Annotated in this window: 13 protein-coding genes; 4 read left to right on the top strand and 9 right to left on the bottom strand. The window is 66.2% G+C overall.

Going from position 1 to position 13,469, the window contains the following annotated elements; all coding sequences use genetic code 11:
• Positions 1 to 35: 35 nt before the first annotated feature.
• The 4 genes from PCA31118_RS07550 to PCA31118_RS07565 all read right to left on the bottom strand — a co-directional run bounded on the left by PCA31118_RS07550 (position 36) and on the right by PCA31118_RS07565 (position 3,705).
• Complete coding sequence (locus PCA31118_RS07550) at positions 36 to 851, bottom strand: 2OG-Fe(II) oxygenase (RefSeq protein ID WP_150624479.1); 816 nt, start codon at positions 849 to 851, stop codon at positions 36 to 38.
• Entirely contained in the window at positions 848 to 2,143 is a 1,296-nt protein-coding gene (gene ada / locus PCA31118_RS07555; RefSeq protein ID WP_246190124.1) for a bifunctional DNA-binding transcriptional regulator/O6-methylguanine-DNA methyltransferase Ada, read from the bottom strand. The genes PCA31118_RS07550 and ada overlap by 4 nt, the downstream gene beginning before the upstream one ends.
• Before the next feature lie 153 nt (positions 2,144 to 2,296).
• The gene (locus PCA31118_RS07560; protein WP_150624481.1) at positions 2,297 to 3,286 is read right to left on the bottom strand and encodes a copper resistance D family protein; all 990 of its coding nucleotides are present in this window, start codon (positions 3,284 to 3,286) and stop codon (positions 2,297 to 2,299) included.
• Entirely contained in the window at positions 3,286 to 3,705 is a 420-nt protein-coding gene (locus PCA31118_RS07565) for a copper resistance CopC family protein (RefSeq protein WP_150624483.1), read from the bottom strand. Before PCA31118_RS07565 ends, PCA31118_RS07560 begins: the two co-directional genes overlap by 1 nt.
• A gap of 766 nt (positions 3,706 to 4,471) precedes the next feature.
• Between PCA31118_RS07565 and PCA31118_RS07570 the strand changes: the two genes are divergently transcribed.
• Together PCA31118_RS07570 and PCA31118_RS07575 are read left to right on the top strand one after the other, a co-directional pair.
• Complete coding sequence (locus tag PCA31118_RS07570; RefSeq protein ID WP_150624485.1) at positions 4,472 to 5,749, top strand: GTP-binding protein; 1,278 nt, start codon at positions 4,472 to 4,474, stop codon at positions 5,747 to 5,749.
• A 44-nt stretch (positions 5,750 to 5,793) separates the two neighbouring features.
• Positions 5,794 to 6,243 (top strand): 6-pyruvoyl trahydropterin synthase family protein, encoded by a 450-nt coding sequence (locus PCA31118_RS07575; protein ID WP_150624487.1) that lies wholly within the window; start codon positions 5,794 to 5,796, stop codon positions 6,241 to 6,243.
• 272 nt (positions 6,244 to 6,515) lie between these two features.
• Here the strand turns inward: PCA31118_RS07575 and PCA31118_RS07580 are convergent, their stop codons facing one another.
• On the bottom strand, positions 6,516 to 7,235 hold the full coding sequence (locus tag PCA31118_RS07580) for a pirin family protein (protein WP_044457635.1): 720 nt from the start codon (positions 7,233 to 7,235) through the stop codon (positions 6,516 to 6,518).
• A gap of 382 nt (positions 7,236 to 7,617) precedes the next feature.
• Between PCA31118_RS07580 and PCA31118_RS07585 the strand changes: the two genes are divergently transcribed.
• Together PCA31118_RS07585 and PCA31118_RS07590 are read left to right on the top strand one after the other, a co-directional pair.
• The gene (locus tag PCA31118_RS07585; RefSeq protein ID WP_150624489.1) at positions 7,618 to 8,487 is read left to right on the top strand and encodes a PhzF family phenazine biosynthesis protein; all 870 of its coding nucleotides are present in this window, start codon (positions 7,618 to 7,620) and stop codon (positions 8,485 to 8,487) included.
• 32 nt (positions 8,488 to 8,519) lie between these two features.
• A complete protein-coding gene (locus PCA31118_RS07590; RefSeq protein ID WP_150624491.1) occupies positions 8,520 to 9,104 on the top strand; it encodes an IMPACT family protein in 585 nt (194 codons plus the stop codon).
• Between the two features lie 78 nt (positions 9,105 to 9,182).
• On the opposite strand, the gene PCA31118_RS07595 is transcribed toward PCA31118_RS07590, so the two are convergent.
• Genes PCA31118_RS07595 through PCA31118_RS07610 form a run of 4 tightly spaced genes read right to left on the bottom strand, consistent with a single transcriptional unit; the run spans position 9,183 to position 13,253 of the window.
• Positions 9,183 to 9,863 (bottom strand): cupredoxin domain-containing protein, encoded by a 681-nt coding sequence (locus PCA31118_RS07595; protein ID WP_246190125.1) that lies wholly within the window; start codon positions 9,861 to 9,863, stop codon positions 9,183 to 9,185.
• Complete coding sequence (locus PCA31118_RS07600) at positions 9,860 to 11,206, bottom strand: multicopper oxidase family protein (RefSeq protein ID WP_150624493.1); 1,347 nt, start codon at positions 11,204 to 11,206, stop codon at positions 9,860 to 9,862. Before PCA31118_RS07600 ends, PCA31118_RS07595 begins: the two co-directional genes overlap by 4 nt.
• Positions 11,203 to 12,816 carry a TolC family protein gene (locus PCA31118_RS07605; RefSeq protein WP_150624495.1) on the bottom strand — a complete coding sequence of 538 codons (1,614 nt, stop codon included), beginning with the start codon at positions 12,814 to 12,816 and terminating at the stop codon, positions 11,203 to 11,205. Before PCA31118_RS07605 ends, PCA31118_RS07600 begins: the two co-directional genes overlap by 4 nt.
• The gene (locus tag PCA31118_RS07610) at positions 12,813 to 13,253 is read right to left on the bottom strand and encodes a hypothetical protein (RefSeq protein WP_150624497.1); all 441 of its coding nucleotides are present in this window, start codon (positions 13,251 to 13,253) and stop codon (positions 12,813 to 12,815) included. Before PCA31118_RS07610 ends, PCA31118_RS07605 begins: the two co-directional genes overlap by 4 nt.
• Between the last annotated feature and the right edge of the window lie 216 nt (positions 13,254 to 13,469).

Genomic DNA, 13,469 nt, shown 5'->3' on the forward strand with positions numbered 1-13,469 from the left:
AGGGGTTACGTGGGTGGCGACCGGCGCAGCACAGGTCAGGTCGCGTCGTGCAGGATCACGCCGAGCGTATGCCGATGGCCGCTGCGCACGCGACTCACGCCGTGTCGCATGTTGACCCGATACACGCCACGCGTGCCGTTTACCGGACGATGATGCACGGCGAACACCACGGCGTCGCCGCGGGTGAGCGGCACCACTTCGGCGCGTGACTGCATCCGGGGGCGCTGCTCGGTCAGTACGAACTCGCCGCCCGTGAAGTCCTCACCGGGTTGCGAAAGCAGAACCGCGACCTGCAACGGGAAGACGTGTTCCCCATAGAGGTCCTGATGCAGGCAATTGTAATCGCCCGCTTCGTAGCGCAACAGCAACGGGGTCGGGCGGCGCTGGCCGGCGTCGTGACACTGTGCGAGATAGGCGCGATGCGTCGACGGGTATTGCGTCGCGACGCCCATCGCCTTGTGCCAACGGTGTGCGATACCGCGCAGCGGCCCGTAGAAGGCCTCGCGCAGGTCGGCCACGAGCGACGGCAGCGGGTAGGCGAAGTACTGGTATTCCCCCTGTCCGAAGCCGTAACGCGCCATCACGATCCGGCTGCGAAACCGCTCGGACGTCGGCGTGGTGCCGCCGCGTCCGGTCTCCGTTCCCGCTTCCGTTCCCGCTTCCGTCCCCGCTTCCGTCCCGCTCTGCGTTGTTAGCCCGTCGTCGTACATCTCGCGAAGCGCGGCGCACTCTGCGGCGTCGAGCAATCGGGGAATCCGCGCGGCCCCGAAGCCGTTGAGTTCGTCTTCGAGCGCAGGCCAATCCAGCGAGGCGACGCGAGACGCAACCGTTGTGGGCACGCGCGCATTCATCGCTTCCCCTTCGTCACGGTGTCGCCGGGTGCCGGGGCCTCTCGGGCCACTCGGGCCACTCGGGCTTCCGGGGCTTCTGTAGCTTCCCGCTCCTGCGAGAGCAGCGCGCGTTTGCGCTCGACACCCCAGCGGTAGCCCGAGACGGCGCCGTCGTTTCGCACGATGCGGTGGCAAGGAATCGCCACGGCCAACGTGTTCGACGCACACGCCTGCGCAACGGCGCGCACGGCGCGTGGTGCGCCGATGCGCTCGGCGATCTGCGCGTAGCTCGCCGTCTCGCCGGCGGGGACGTCGCGCAACGCTTGCCATACGCGCTGCTGGAACGCCGTGCCGCGCACGTCCAGCGGTAGCGACAGACCGATGTGCGGCGACTCGACGAAACCCACCACTTGCGCAACCCAGCGCTCGAACCCGGCATCGGCGCCGACGAGTTCGGCGTGCGGGAAGCGGTCCTGCAACTCGCGCACGAGGATGTCCGGATCGTCGCCCAGCGAAATGGCGCACAGGCCGCGCGACGTGGCCGCGACCAGCAGTGCGCCGAGTGAACATTGCGCAACGGCGAAACGGATCGATTCGGCCTTGCCGCCCGCGCGGAATGCGGCGGGCTTCATGCCGAGCAGGGCGTCCGACTTGGCGTAGAAGCGTCCGTTGGAGTTGAAGCCGGCGTCGTAGTAGGCGGACGTGACGCTGGGTGCCGCCGGCAACGCATCGCGCACGCGCTCGGCACGGCGGGCGTTCGCATAGGCGCGCGGGGTGACGCCCGTCACAGAGCGGAACAGCCGGTGGAAGTAATGCGGGCTGAGGCCGGCTTCGTTCGCGAGCGTTTCCAGCGTCGGTGGCACGTCGGCCGCCTCGATACGGCGACAGGCCGCTGTCACCAGCGCAGCGTGACGCGTATCCATTGCACCCTCCGCACCCTGGTCTGGCTTGCACCGCTTGCAGGGACGAAAGCCTGCGCGCTCGGCGGCTGCCCTATCCGCGTGGAAGGTGACGTTCTCACGGCGCGCGAGCCTCGCGCCGCACGAAGGGCGGCAGTAAACACCGGTCGTGCGCACGGAGTAGAAGAATGCGCCGTCCGCCTGCTTGTCGCGCGCGGTGACGGCGGCCCACTTGGCGTCGTCGCTGGCGTAACGCGAGTGGGCCGAATGGGCCGAGTGGGCCGAGTGGGCAGAGTGTGGCGGATGAGATGGCGACGGCCCCTGCGCAGGCGCGTGCGCCGTCTCCCGATGCGAGTCGGCAATGTCGCTGCGCTGGGTGGACGCACGTTTGGCGGTCATGGTCTGGGAATGCATCACGAGGGTCTCCCGATGGCTGATGACTAGCCTTCAGTCTAGGGAGAGAGGTGTGACGCTGCGCTCCGTTTCTTGCTATCGAATTCGACGTCTGTGGCGAACGTGCTTCAAAGGAACAAGGGCTCAAGCGAACAAGGGCGTGAGTGCCGTGGGTCAGACGCCCGGCGGCATGGTCGTGCCGAGCTTTGCCGCGAGACTCATCACCATCACCAGCACCAATGCCTCGATGGCGACGACACGCGCGAATGCCGACGTGTCCAGCGGCGTCTCACCGGTATCGAGCGCCAGTCGCGGCAGAAAATGCCAGCGGTTCCACGCGCCCAGCATCGCAGCACAGGCCACGAGCACCAGTTTCGTCACGAGCCACGCCAGATAAGGCCCATTCTGCGCTGAAAACCATAGCGATGCGTTCTCGCCGAGCGTGCGCCACGCGTTGAACGCCCCGGTAACGAGGGCGACGACCATGGCCAGCGTTGCGACGGACGACAGCCGATCGCCGTAAGCGGCGCGCGCGCCGACCGGCCAGTGACGCCATCCGGGAATCGCGCATCCGGCCACGAGCAGCGCGCCGGTCCACGACGCCGCCGCTGCCACGTGAAGCGTATGCACGCCGATGGCGAGCCACGGCATGGCGGCATCGGCGGCGTGGCCGGTACTCGCCCGTCCCAGCGCAAGGACGAGTGCGCCGGCCGCATAGACCCAGCGGGCGTATCGTTCCTGAAGATGCTCGCGACGGTGATGCCGGTCACGGGGATCGTCCGCGATGGGCATGACGGCGCGCAGCCGCCGTCGTGCGTCGTACCACGCCCATGCACCCGCACACAGCAAGGCCGCACCCAGTCCGGCGACCCACTGCGCACGCCCGTAATGGGTTTGCGTGAGCACCAGCCACACGTCGGAGGCCATTGCGGACGAGGTTTCCCAGTCGCCGCCGGTCATGGCTTCCGTGCTCGCCAGCACGTAGGCGAGCCATGCGAGCACCGCCAGTCCCGCCGCAAATGCCGGAAGGACGCGCAGCGTGAGGCCGCGCTTGACCGCATGCGGGCTGCGAAGCAGCAACACGCCGAGCGCGAGCGCCAGGGCGAGATTCAACAGGCCCGCCGTCGCCGGCTGCCACGTTCCGGCCGCCAGATCGGCCGACATCACTTCACGGTGAACTTGAAGCTGCCTTGGGTGCGATGGCCGTCGCTGGCCACGGCGACCCAGTTCGCCTGATAGTCGCCTGCCGCCAATGCGGGAACGCTCAGGGTGAGGGTCTTGCGAGCGGCGTCGAGTTCGGGTTTCGCGTTGGTGACGGCCTTGCCTTTGGCATCCACCACGGTGAGCTTCGAGAGCGCGCCTTCGAGCACCGAGTCGAACGTCACGCGCACCGCCCGGGGCGCTTCGACCGTGGCTTGTGCGGCGGGCTCGCTCGACGTCACGTGCGCGTGGGCCCAGGCGCCTTGCGAGATGCTGGACAGGCCGATGGCTGCGGCCACGGCGAGGCCCTGCGTCGCGCGACGCAGCAGACCGGTGGCACGCGACGCGTGGGCGTCGTGGAAGGCTTTCTTGGGAGTGCGCATATCGGGTTGGACTCAGAAAAAACGGGGATATCGTTGCGACGTCATCGACCGGACGCCGGGAAAACAAGAAGGAAGAACCTGTCGCTCACCCGTGAAGCGGGACATCCGACGATGCCGTCGTTCACGCGAGTCGCGCCGCTCGTGAAGTATCGCAGACCTTGCAGACCGGCGCAGCCGCGCGCCAGTTCCCACGGCGTGCAAGGCCGTGGCAAACGATGGCGGCAGGCGGTGGCAGGGGGTGTTAGCACGTGGTGCTGGCAAGCGGTCGCCACGGTTCCCTCGCCGTGCGGCGCGCGATTGCGCTGGGACGCAAAAGGAGGGAATGCCGGGAAACGTGTCGGGTATGTGCAACTGAGTTGCAAATTCGGAATGGTCGCCGTATCATCGCGCATTATTGCAACTTGGTTGCATTATGCGTTTGCGAACGATGCTGCCGGCGACAGCGACGGAAGCCCTCGGCTCCCGCATGTGTCGTCGATCCCGGCGGTGACGTTCGGCTCCCGCCTTGCGATGTCCTCGATAGCCGCGATGGTCGCGATGGTCACGATGATCGATAAGCGGCTGACATCGCCATGAATGCGCGCCGACGCGCCAGCCTGTGGCGTGGTATCGCGCCGGTCCCCCCGACGGCGCGCACTGACGGCGTCACGGTCCGCCGTACCGGTTATCCCAGGCCCCGGTGCAGCGGAACCCGCCTCAGTGTGGGTGACGTCGGCGCGCATCCTTCGGGCGAAGACCTGCCCCTGAAACACAGGACTTAGATGTCATGACTCATCCCTTTTCGAATTCCGCTGCCGGCGATGCCGTCAGTGCCGGCGATCGCCGTCTGCCCGTCACCGTCCTCTCCGGTTTTCTCGGCGCAGGCAAAACCACGCTGCTCAACCACGTGTTGCGCAATCGCGAAGGCTTGCGCGTAGCCGTGCTCGTGAACGACATGAGCGAAGTCAACATCGACGCCTCGTTCGTCGAGCGCGGGGCGATCAACGCGGGGGCGGCGCTCTCGCGCACCGAAGAGCGTCTGGTCGAGATGAGCAATGGGTGCATCTGCTGCACGCTGCGCGAAGACCTGCTCATCGCCGTGCGCGAACTCGCGCAGGACGGCCGCTTCGACTATCTGCTCATCGAGTCCACGGGCATTGCCGAGCCGATGCCGGTGGCGGCGACCTTCGAGTTCCGTGACGAGGCAGGACAGTCGCTCGCCGACGTCGCGCGCCTCGACACCATGGTGACGGTCGTCGATGCGCTGCACGTGCTTCAGGATTTCAACGGACTGGATACGCTTGCAGAGCGCGGCGAGGTCGCGGGCGAGGAGGATGAGCGCCGTCTGGCGGAATTGCTGACCGAACAGATCGAATTCGCCGATGTGGTGGTGGTGAGCAAGGTGGATTGCGTCGACGCGCTCCAGCTCGACGCCGTCAGGGCCCTCATCACCGGTCTGAATCCGTCGGCCAAAATCGTGCTCGGCGAGCGCGGACAAGTGCCGCTGAACGAAGTCCTGGGCACCGGCCGATTCGATCCGGATCGTGCGGAGCAAATGGCCGGTTGGGCGCAGGCGCTTGCCGGCGATCATGCGTCCGAAGCCGATACCTTCGGCGTGACGAGCTTCGTGCTGCGCCAGCGCGAGCCGATGCACCCGGCGCGCTTTGCGTCATTCATGTCGATGCCGTTCGAGGGGCTGATTCGCGCGAAGGGTTACGTATGGGCGGCAAACCGTCCGGCGTGGGCGCTGGCATACTCGCGCGCCGGCAACACGGCAACGCTCGAAGGCGTGGGGCAATGGTGGGCAGCGGCAGACCCCGAGCACTGGCCGCCGGAAGGCGATCCGCAACGCGCGGCGATCGAATCGAACTGGGAAGCCCCTTGGGGCGACCGTATCAACGAAGTCGTGTTCATCGGTCGGGCGCTGGACCGCGACGCCATCGAAAAGGCGTTTCGGGCGTGTCGCCTGAGCGTGGCCGAACTCGCGCAGGGGGATGCGGCGTGGCGTGACGCGGCGCATGCCCTGCCATTGGAAATGCCGGAAGCGGCCGACGTTGGCGCATGAGCGGCGGGCGTCGACAAAAATCGGCACTGGCAGGTGAGCCGTCGATGAAGCTACCGACGGGACGAGCGGCGTCGCGCAGCACGCGCGAGCATGCGCTGGGCGAGACACGTGCGCAGTTTACGCTCTCGCGCAGCTTCGTGTTCGAAGCGGCGCACACGCTGGTCCGGCGCGACATCGATCCGCCGAGTATCGACGCGAGCCGCCGGATTCACGGTCACAGCTACCGCGCCACGGTGGAAATCACCGGCGTGCCGACGGGCGAGTCGGGCATGGTGATCGACCTCGCACGGCTCGACGGCGTGCTCTCGCAGATCAGCGATCGGCTCGATCATCGTTTGCTCGACGACGTGGCCGGACTCGGCCCCGCCACCCTGGAAAACCTGTGTGTGTTCATCTGGCGCGCGCTCGCGCCGCAGTTGGTCGGCCTGTCGCGCGTGACGGTCGGCCGCGACGCGCGAGGTGACGCCTGTTCGCTTTCCATGCGCGATGCATGATGCGTGGTGCGTGCGGTGCTTGGGCGTGATGGGTGCACGATCCATCCGCTATCCAAGCGTTCCATGAGCGATCCGTGAGCGATCCATGAGCGATCAACGAGAGGACGTCACTTGCGCACACCGTGCCGCGCTAACGTCCGCAGCAAACGAGATGCGGCCGGCACCGTGAGGTACCGGCCGCGTGGACACCGAGGGAAGGCGGTGTCCGAGAGGCGTCGCACGGCGGGAAGCCTGTCCGTACGCCGCCATCACCTGCCGCGCTTCGACGCAACTTAGAAGTCGGGCGTTTCCACCGGGCGCAGATCGAACACGAGCACTTCGGCATCGTTGCCGTTGGCGATCGTGAGCGCGGTTTCATCGCGCACGCGCACCCCGTCTCCCTCGCCCAGCGCCACTCCGTTCACACTGACGCTGCCGCGTGCGACATGCACGTAGGCGTAGCGGTTCGGTGCGAGCGTGAGCGTGGCCGATTCATCCCCGTCGAACAGCCCGGCGTACACGCGCGCATCCTGATGGATGTGCAGCGAGTTGTCGCTGCCGTCCGGCGAGATGATCTTGCGCAACTGGCCGCGCTTTTCTTCCGGCGTAAAACGTTGTTGCTGATACTCCGGGGCGATGCCTGCCTGGTTCGGCACGATCCAGATTTGCAGGAAGTGCACCGGCGACGTCTTCGAGTGATTGAACTCGCTGTGCGCCACGCCGCGTCCCGCGCTCATCAGTTGCACGTCGCCCGGCTCGATCACCGACCCGGTGCCCATGGTGTCCTTGTGTTCGAGCGCTCCTTCGAGCACATACGAAAAGATCTCCATGTCGCGGTGCGGGTGCTTGCCGAAGCCCTGTGCCGGTGCCACGCGGTCGTCGTTGATCACCAGCAGATCGGAGAAGCCGACTTGCTTCGGATCGTAGTAGTTGGCGAACGAGAACGTATGGCGCGAGCTCAGCCAGCCATGGTCGGCAACGCCTCGGTCGGTAGCTTTTCTGATGTCCAGCATGATGGGCTCCTGTGTCTTCATCGTTTCGTTAAGAGGCTTGCTTGGCCTCGATGAATGACATTTTAGGGTCCCCATGGAGAACTACAATCCATCTGAATTGAGAATAATTGTCTCGTATAGATTGACAATGCTGGTGAGCCGATTTCGGCCGTTTTTCCGGCAACGGGGCAGAAGTTTCTTAAGGGGTGGGGTACAAAATGCCGAAAACGGCTGCATTGGCGCGCGTGCCGGGAGCCGATGTGCGAGACTACGAGCCTTCATTTGAAAGGTCAGCCGACCGCCCCGCGAATCGGACGGCAAGGCCCGCCGACCGGCGGTCGCCCTCACTCACAAGGTGGGGAGGCTGTCACCCTGTCCGATCACTCTCTACTGGAGCATCGCCATGAGCCGCAGTTACGCATTCCGCATCGTCAATGTCTTCGCCGAATCCGCCTTCGGCGGCAATCCGCTGTGCGTGTTCGAAGACGCGCGGGGGTTGAGCGACGACGAGATGCGTTCGCTGGCACGCCAGTTCAATCTGTCCGAGACGACTTTCATCTTGCCGTCGGAGACGGCCGATGCGCATGTGCGGATCTTCACCCCCGGCTACGAAATGCGTTTCGCGGGCCATCCGACGCTCGGCACGGCCCATGTGCTGCGTGCCATGCGCAATCTGGGCGATCACGTCACGCTGCAGTTCGCAGCGGGTCTGGTGCCGGTCCAGGCCAAGGGCGATCACTGGACGTTGACGGCGCCGTCGTCGGGGGAGCCGAAGATCGAGAAGGCGACCGAGGCGGATGCGGACATCGCGGCGCTCGTGCGCCTGAGCCGCGACGACCTCGCGCAATCGCCGCAGTGGGTCGACACGGGGGCCGACCAGTTGCTGATTCCGGTGCGCAACGCCGAAGCCGTTGCCCGTGCACAACCCGACAGCGCGAAGCTGGAGCGTTGGCCGCTCTCGAGCCTGGAGCGCAAGACCGGGTACGTGTTCTCCATCGACGATCAGACGGGTAACGAATTGCAGGTGACGGCACGATACTTCTTCACCACGCAGGGCGGAGGTGTCAGCGAAGATCCGGGTACGGGCTCGGCGTGCGCCAACCTCGGCGGATGGCTGATCGGGCAGGACTATCCGCTGCCGGTGCGTGCGCGCGTGTCGCAGGGCGATGCGATCGAGCGTCCGTGCCGACTGACGCTCGAAGTCACGGAAAAGCGCGAGATTCGAGTGGGCGGTAACGTCATCGAGATCGCACGCGGCGAAGTGAGCCTGTAAGGCTCGGGGAAACGTCAGGGAACGACAGTCGTATGTACGCATTGGCAGCACCGGTCGAAACCGAGCTGGACATCAGAAAGAGCCGGTTTATCGGCATCGTCATGCCCATCGCGTCGCGTGAATCGGCCATGCGCGAATTGGATGCGTTGCGCGTGCGCTTTCCGAACGCCACGCATTACTGCTGGGTATTGTTGTGCGATGGCGCGTCGGGTTTCGACGACGACGGCGAGCCGGGCGGCACCGCCGCGAAGCCGATGTACAACGTGCTCATGCACAAGGGGCTGATGAACGTGTTCGCGGTGGTGGTGCGCTACTACGGCGGTATCAAGCTCGGTGCCGGCGGGCTGACGCGTGCGTACGGACAGGCGGTGAGCGAGGCGCTCAAGCTCGCAACGCTCACTGCCGTCGAGCCGATGGCGCAGCCGCGGTATCGCTGCGCTTTCGCGCATGAAGCGACGCTGCGCCGGCTGGCGGAGCGTCACGCCGCGGACGTGCTCGACGTCGCTTACGACGACGCCGTTACCCTGCGCTTGCGAATGAAGGCGCGTGACGTGGAGGCGTTCGAAGCCGCCGCAACGCAAGCGTTGAGCGGCGGCCTCGAACGATGTGACGACTGAGGTGTTCGGGCGTTGTCGACGCCATCTCGGCCCGAGCTTTGGCCCGAACTCGACCCGAGATTGACCTCACCTCCAACGCTATCGCACGTTGATCACCCCGCGCATGCCGGCTTCGAAGTGACCGGGCTCCAGACAGGCGAAGTCGACGGTGCCGGCTTGCGTGAAATGCCACACCAGCGTTTTCTTCTGACCCGGTTCGACCGTCACGGCGTTGGCTTCGGTGTGCGTCATGCCCGGCATCTGCTGCATCATTTTGGCGTGCTCGGCGAGCGAAGCCGCTGTGCCCAGCGTCAACTCGTGACGAATCTTGCCGTTGTTCGCCACCACGAAGCGCACCGTGTCGCCACGCTTGACCGTCAGCGTGGCGGGCGAGAAACGCATGGTGTCGCGCATGTCGACGTCGACGGTGCGCGTCGCCTTCGCGTCGTCGCCCGGCTCGCCGATAGCGGCCGCTTCACCCCCATGGCTGTGCTGCGCGTGCATGGCATGCGTCGCGTGTGAATCGTCGGCGAACGCGGGCGTGGCAAGCCCGAGCATGGCCGCACTCAGCATAGGAACGCGCACGAAGCGCAGGCGTCGCGCCGCACGTTGCAAGCGGCTTTGCCCGGCGGTATGCGGGGCCGTGTTCGACCCGAGGGGCGAACTGACGGGCGAACCGAAGGGTGAACCGAGAAGTGAACCGAAGCGTGAACCGAAGCGTGAACCGAGAAGTGAGTCGAGGCTTGCATCGTGGCGTGAGCCGAGGGGCGTGCGAATCATGATTTGACTCCGGTTTTGGCCGCCTTTGCGGGCTGGCGATGGGTAGAGGGTAACGCTGAAGTGCTGCCTTGCCACGGACTTGCGACGGAGCCGCGTGGCGCGCGATACCAGCCGGGATCGCGATAACTGTCGCGCGGCAGGTCCTGCCGCACTTTCAGGGTGGTGAACATGCCGCCCATTTCGATGGGGCCGTACGGGCCGGTGCCCGTCATCATCGGCAGCGTGTTTTCGGGCAACGGCATGTCCATGCCGTTCATCGACCCGCCGGTCTCGCCCATGGCCATGTAGTCGGGAATGATGCGGGCGATCTTCGCGGCGATCTCGCGCTGGTTGACACCGAGCATGGTGGGCACGTCGTGTCCCATCGGGTTCATCGTGTGGTGCGACTTGTGACAATGCAACGCCCAGTCGCCGGGTTCGGTGGCGTCGAACTCGATGGCGCGCATTTGCCCGACGGCGACATCCGTGGTGACCTCGGGCCACTGCGCCGTTGGCGGCACCCAGCCGCCATCGGTGCCCGTGACCTTGAATTCGTGCCCGTGCAGGTGAATCGGGTGATTCGTCATGGTCAGATTGCCGATGCGGATTCGCACCCGGTCGCCCTGGCGCGCGACCAGCGGATCGATGCCGGGGAAGGCACGACTGTTCCAGGTCCACAGGTTGAAGTCCGTCATCTCGTTCACGCGCGGCGTGCGCGTGCCGGGGTCGATCGCATAGGCGTTGATGAGGAAGACGTAGTCGCGATCCACCGGCATGAACGACGGGTCTTTCGGATGCGTGACCCAGAACCCCATGAGGCCCATCGCCATTTGCATCATCTCGTCCGCATGCGGGTGATACATGAATGTGCCCGGACGTTTGGCCTCGAACTCGTAGACATATGTCTGGCCGGGAGCGATCGCGCGCTGGTTGAGGCCGGCTACGCCGTCCATCCCGTTGGGCAATCGCTGGCCGTGCCAGTGCACGCTCGTCGCTTCGGGCAGCTTGTTCGTCACGTAAAGGCGGACACGGTCACCTTCGACGACTTCGATGGTCGGGCCCGGGCTCTGGCCGTTATAGCCCCAGAGGTTCGCTTGCATGCCGGGCGCAATTTCCCGCACGACAGGCTCGGCGACCAGATGGAACTCCTTGACGCCATTGCGCATGCGCCACGGCAGTGTCCAGCCGTTGAGCGTGACAACGGGGCGATAGGGCCGCCCGTTCGGCGGTGAGAGGGGCTTGGCGGTGCTGGCATCGTTGCGCGTGGCGGCGTCCGGCAGCGCGGCGAGGCTGGTGCGTTCGACGGCAGCCGCGCCCATGACGGCAAGACTGGCGTTGCGCAGGAATCGTCGGCGCGAAGTCATGCGTCACCTCCGTGTCGATGGGATTGCGAGGGCTGTGTGGGTGGTGACGGTTGCGAGGATGTTGGCGTTGGCGTTGCTACGCCTGTGGCGACGCTGCCCGATGCAGAGGGCGTGCCCCGCGCCTGGGCGTTCGCGCCCGGCGGTGTGTCTGCCTCGTCCGGTTCTGCCCCGCCGACGCTTTCCCGAAACGCGGTGTCGGCAAGCCAGTAGTCGGCCCTCGCATCGATGTCGCCGAGGATCGTGTCACGTTGCTCGCGGGCATCGGTGAGCAGATCGAACACGCTCGCCAGCATGCCGTTGTATCGCAGCAACCATTCGTCCGAGACGCGCTGGCGCATCGGCAGGATCGTCGTGCGGTAATGCTCCGCGATGTCCCACGCGGCGAGCGCCTGCGCACGTCGCGTGCGAACGTCGGCACGCGCGGCCACCGCCGTGTCCGCCAGACGGTCGACACTCTGGCGATAGCGCGCTTCGGCACCGGCAACGCGCGCCGAGCCCCTGTCGAACAGCGGAACCTCCAGTGAAATCTCATAGCCGTGTTCGCTGGGTTTGCCTGTCTCGCTGTTGTTGCGGTATGCCGTGTCGAGCACGTTGACGATACGCGTGACGCGCGTGAGACCGAGGTCGCTGGCCGTGGCGTCGAGCGCTGCGCGCGCGGCGCGCACGTCGGCACGCTCGCGCAGGGCTTGCGCTTGCGCATCTGGCCAGGCCGGCCGGGTGCGCGGCAAGTCGGGCAATCGCGAGGGCAGCGTGAATTCCAGTTGTTGCCCCCACAGACCCATCTGGCGCGCCAGATGTTCGCGCGCCGAGTTGGCCTGCTCGCGTGCGCGGGCGAGCCGCGCCGCCGTGTCCGCGTAGACGAGATTCGCTTGCGTGCGGCGCATCGCGCTGAAGTTGCCTGCGCGGGTCATGCCGTCGGCGAGTTCGCTCGCGGCCTGCGTGGCAAGACGGGTTTGCTCGAGGATCGCCACGCGCTCCTGTGCGGCAACGGCGTCGATCCAGGCCCGGCGCGTGAGCGTGGCCTGTTCGACAATGGCTTGCGTTACCTGCGCCTGCACTTGCGCGAAGCGACGCGCTTCGATGCGCGCGGCCAGCGGCATCGTCAGCACGCGCACGAAGTCGATGCCCCACGTGCGTTCGATGCTGACGTCGCCGCCGCCTTGCACGCGCTGGAACGAGAAGCGCGGATTAGGCAACCGTCCGGCCTGTACGAGCGACGCCTCGGCAATACCGAGTTCCGCATAGGTCGCCTGCAAGCCGCGATGGTTGAGCAGCGTGACACGAACGGCGGCGTCGATGTCGAGCGGCCGCTTGAGCAAGTCGTCGCGGGCATCGGCCAGCGCTTGCGCGGTGGCGTCGTCACGCGCCCAGACGGCGGAGGCGCCGAGACGCTTTTGCGTGGCTTGCGCGACAGGGGAGAAACCGCCGTCGTCGCTGAACGTGGCGCAGCCCGAGAGGGCGAGCGTCGCGAGCGCGGTGAGTGAGGCAAGGACGAACGGTGTTCGCCGGGAAGGTCGCCGGCCTAACGACGCGACATGCGACGGTGCGACATGCGACGGGGTGCCCGTGGCGATGCGCAATGTCGAAGGAAAGGAAGTCGCGTGCCTCATTGCGAGTCCCCTTCCGGGATGTGTCCGCCATGCGCAGCGGGCGCCGGAGTCATCGGCATCTTGTGACCCATTGCGCTGTGGTCCATCGATGCTGGTGAGGCCGGCATGTTGTGTCCCGCATGGCCCGTCGGCGTGGTTGGGGGATTGTCGCGTTGACGGGGCATATCGTGGTGGCCGCCCGACATGCCGGCGTTGCCGGACACGCTGGCGTTGATCGCGCGCCAGTCGCCGGTCGGCACCGACAACGCCGGTGCGGTGAAGTCACCGAGCACGCTGGCGGGAATGGGACCCGCAGGGGCGTCCGGAGAAGCCGGGTCGTGGATCACGACCGGTGGCGTCGCGCTGTCTGCTGCGGTGGCGGTTACCGACCCGGCACCCCACAGCGATAGCGCGACAGGCACGCGCCACGCGTGCCGTCGTAAGAGAAGAAGCGTCATCGAAAGACTCGTCGATACGGCGATGCCGCAGACGATGCGCTCGGCCTGCCAAATGTCGGAAAGGCAGGAAAGGCCCGAACGCCGTCGCGCATCACCCATTCATCGGGCGGACGGACTTACGGTGTGCATGACGTGGCCAGCATGGACCGCGAGTGAGCCGGGGCCGGTCGTGCACGACGACGTAAGTCAGTTCGACGGGGAACGAAGACGACGTGC

It is taken from the genome of Pandoraea captiosa (genome assembly GCF_902459775.1).
Classification (GTDB): Bacteria; Pseudomonadota; Gammaproteobacteria; order Burkholderiales; family Burkholderiaceae; genus Pandoraea; species Pandoraea captiosa.

Bases quoted from the DNA above. Each gene is read 5' to 3' on its own strand.
- PCA31118_RS07550 (WP_150624479.1), bottom strand. From the start codon at position 851: ATGAATGCGCGCGTGCCCACAACGGTTGCGTCTCGCGTCGCCTCGCTG.
- ada (WP_246190124.1), bottom strand. From the start codon at position 2,143: ATGCATTCCCAGACCATGACCGCCAAACGTGCGTCCACCCAGCGCAGC.
- PCA31118_RS07560 (WP_150624481.1), bottom strand. From the start codon at position 3,286: ATGTCGGCCGATCTGGCGGCCGGAACGTGGCAGCCGGCGACGGCGGGC.
- PCA31118_RS07565 (WP_150624483.1), bottom strand. From the start codon at position 3,705: ATGCGCACTCCCAAGAAAGCCTTCCACGACGCCCACGCGTCGCGTGCC.
- PCA31118_RS07570 (WP_150624485.1), top strand. From the start codon at position 4,472: ATGACTCATCCCTTTTCGAATTCCGCTGCCGGCGATGCCGTCAGTGCC.
- PCA31118_RS07575 (WP_150624487.1), top strand. From the start codon at position 5,794: ATGAAGCTACCGACGGGACGAGCGGCGTCGCGCAGCACGCGCGAGCAT.
- PCA31118_RS07580 (WP_044457635.1), bottom strand. From the start codon at position 7,235: ATGCTGGACATCAGAAAAGCTACCGACCGAGGCGTTGCCGACCATGGC.
- PCA31118_RS07585 (WP_150624489.1), top strand. From the start codon at position 7,618: ATGAGCCGCAGTTACGCATTCCGCATCGTCAATGTCTTCGCCGAATCC.
- PCA31118_RS07590 (WP_150624491.1), top strand. From the start codon at position 8,520: ATGTACGCATTGGCAGCACCGGTCGAAACCGAGCTGGACATCAGAAAG.
- PCA31118_RS07595 (WP_246190125.1), bottom strand. From the start codon at position 9,863: ATGATTCGCACGCCCCTCGGCTCACGCCACGATGCAAGCCTCGACTCA.
- PCA31118_RS07600 (WP_150624493.1), bottom strand. From the start codon at position 11,206: ATGACTTCGCGCCGACGATTCCTGCGCAACGCCAGTCTTGCCGTCATG.
- PCA31118_RS07605 (WP_150624495.1), bottom strand. From the start codon at position 12,816: ATGAGGCACGCGACTTCCTTTCCTTCGACATTGCGCATCGCCACGGGC.
- PCA31118_RS07610 (WP_150624497.1), bottom strand. From the start codon at position 13,253: ATGACGCTTCTTCTCTTACGACGGCACGCGTGGCGCGTGCCTGTCGCG.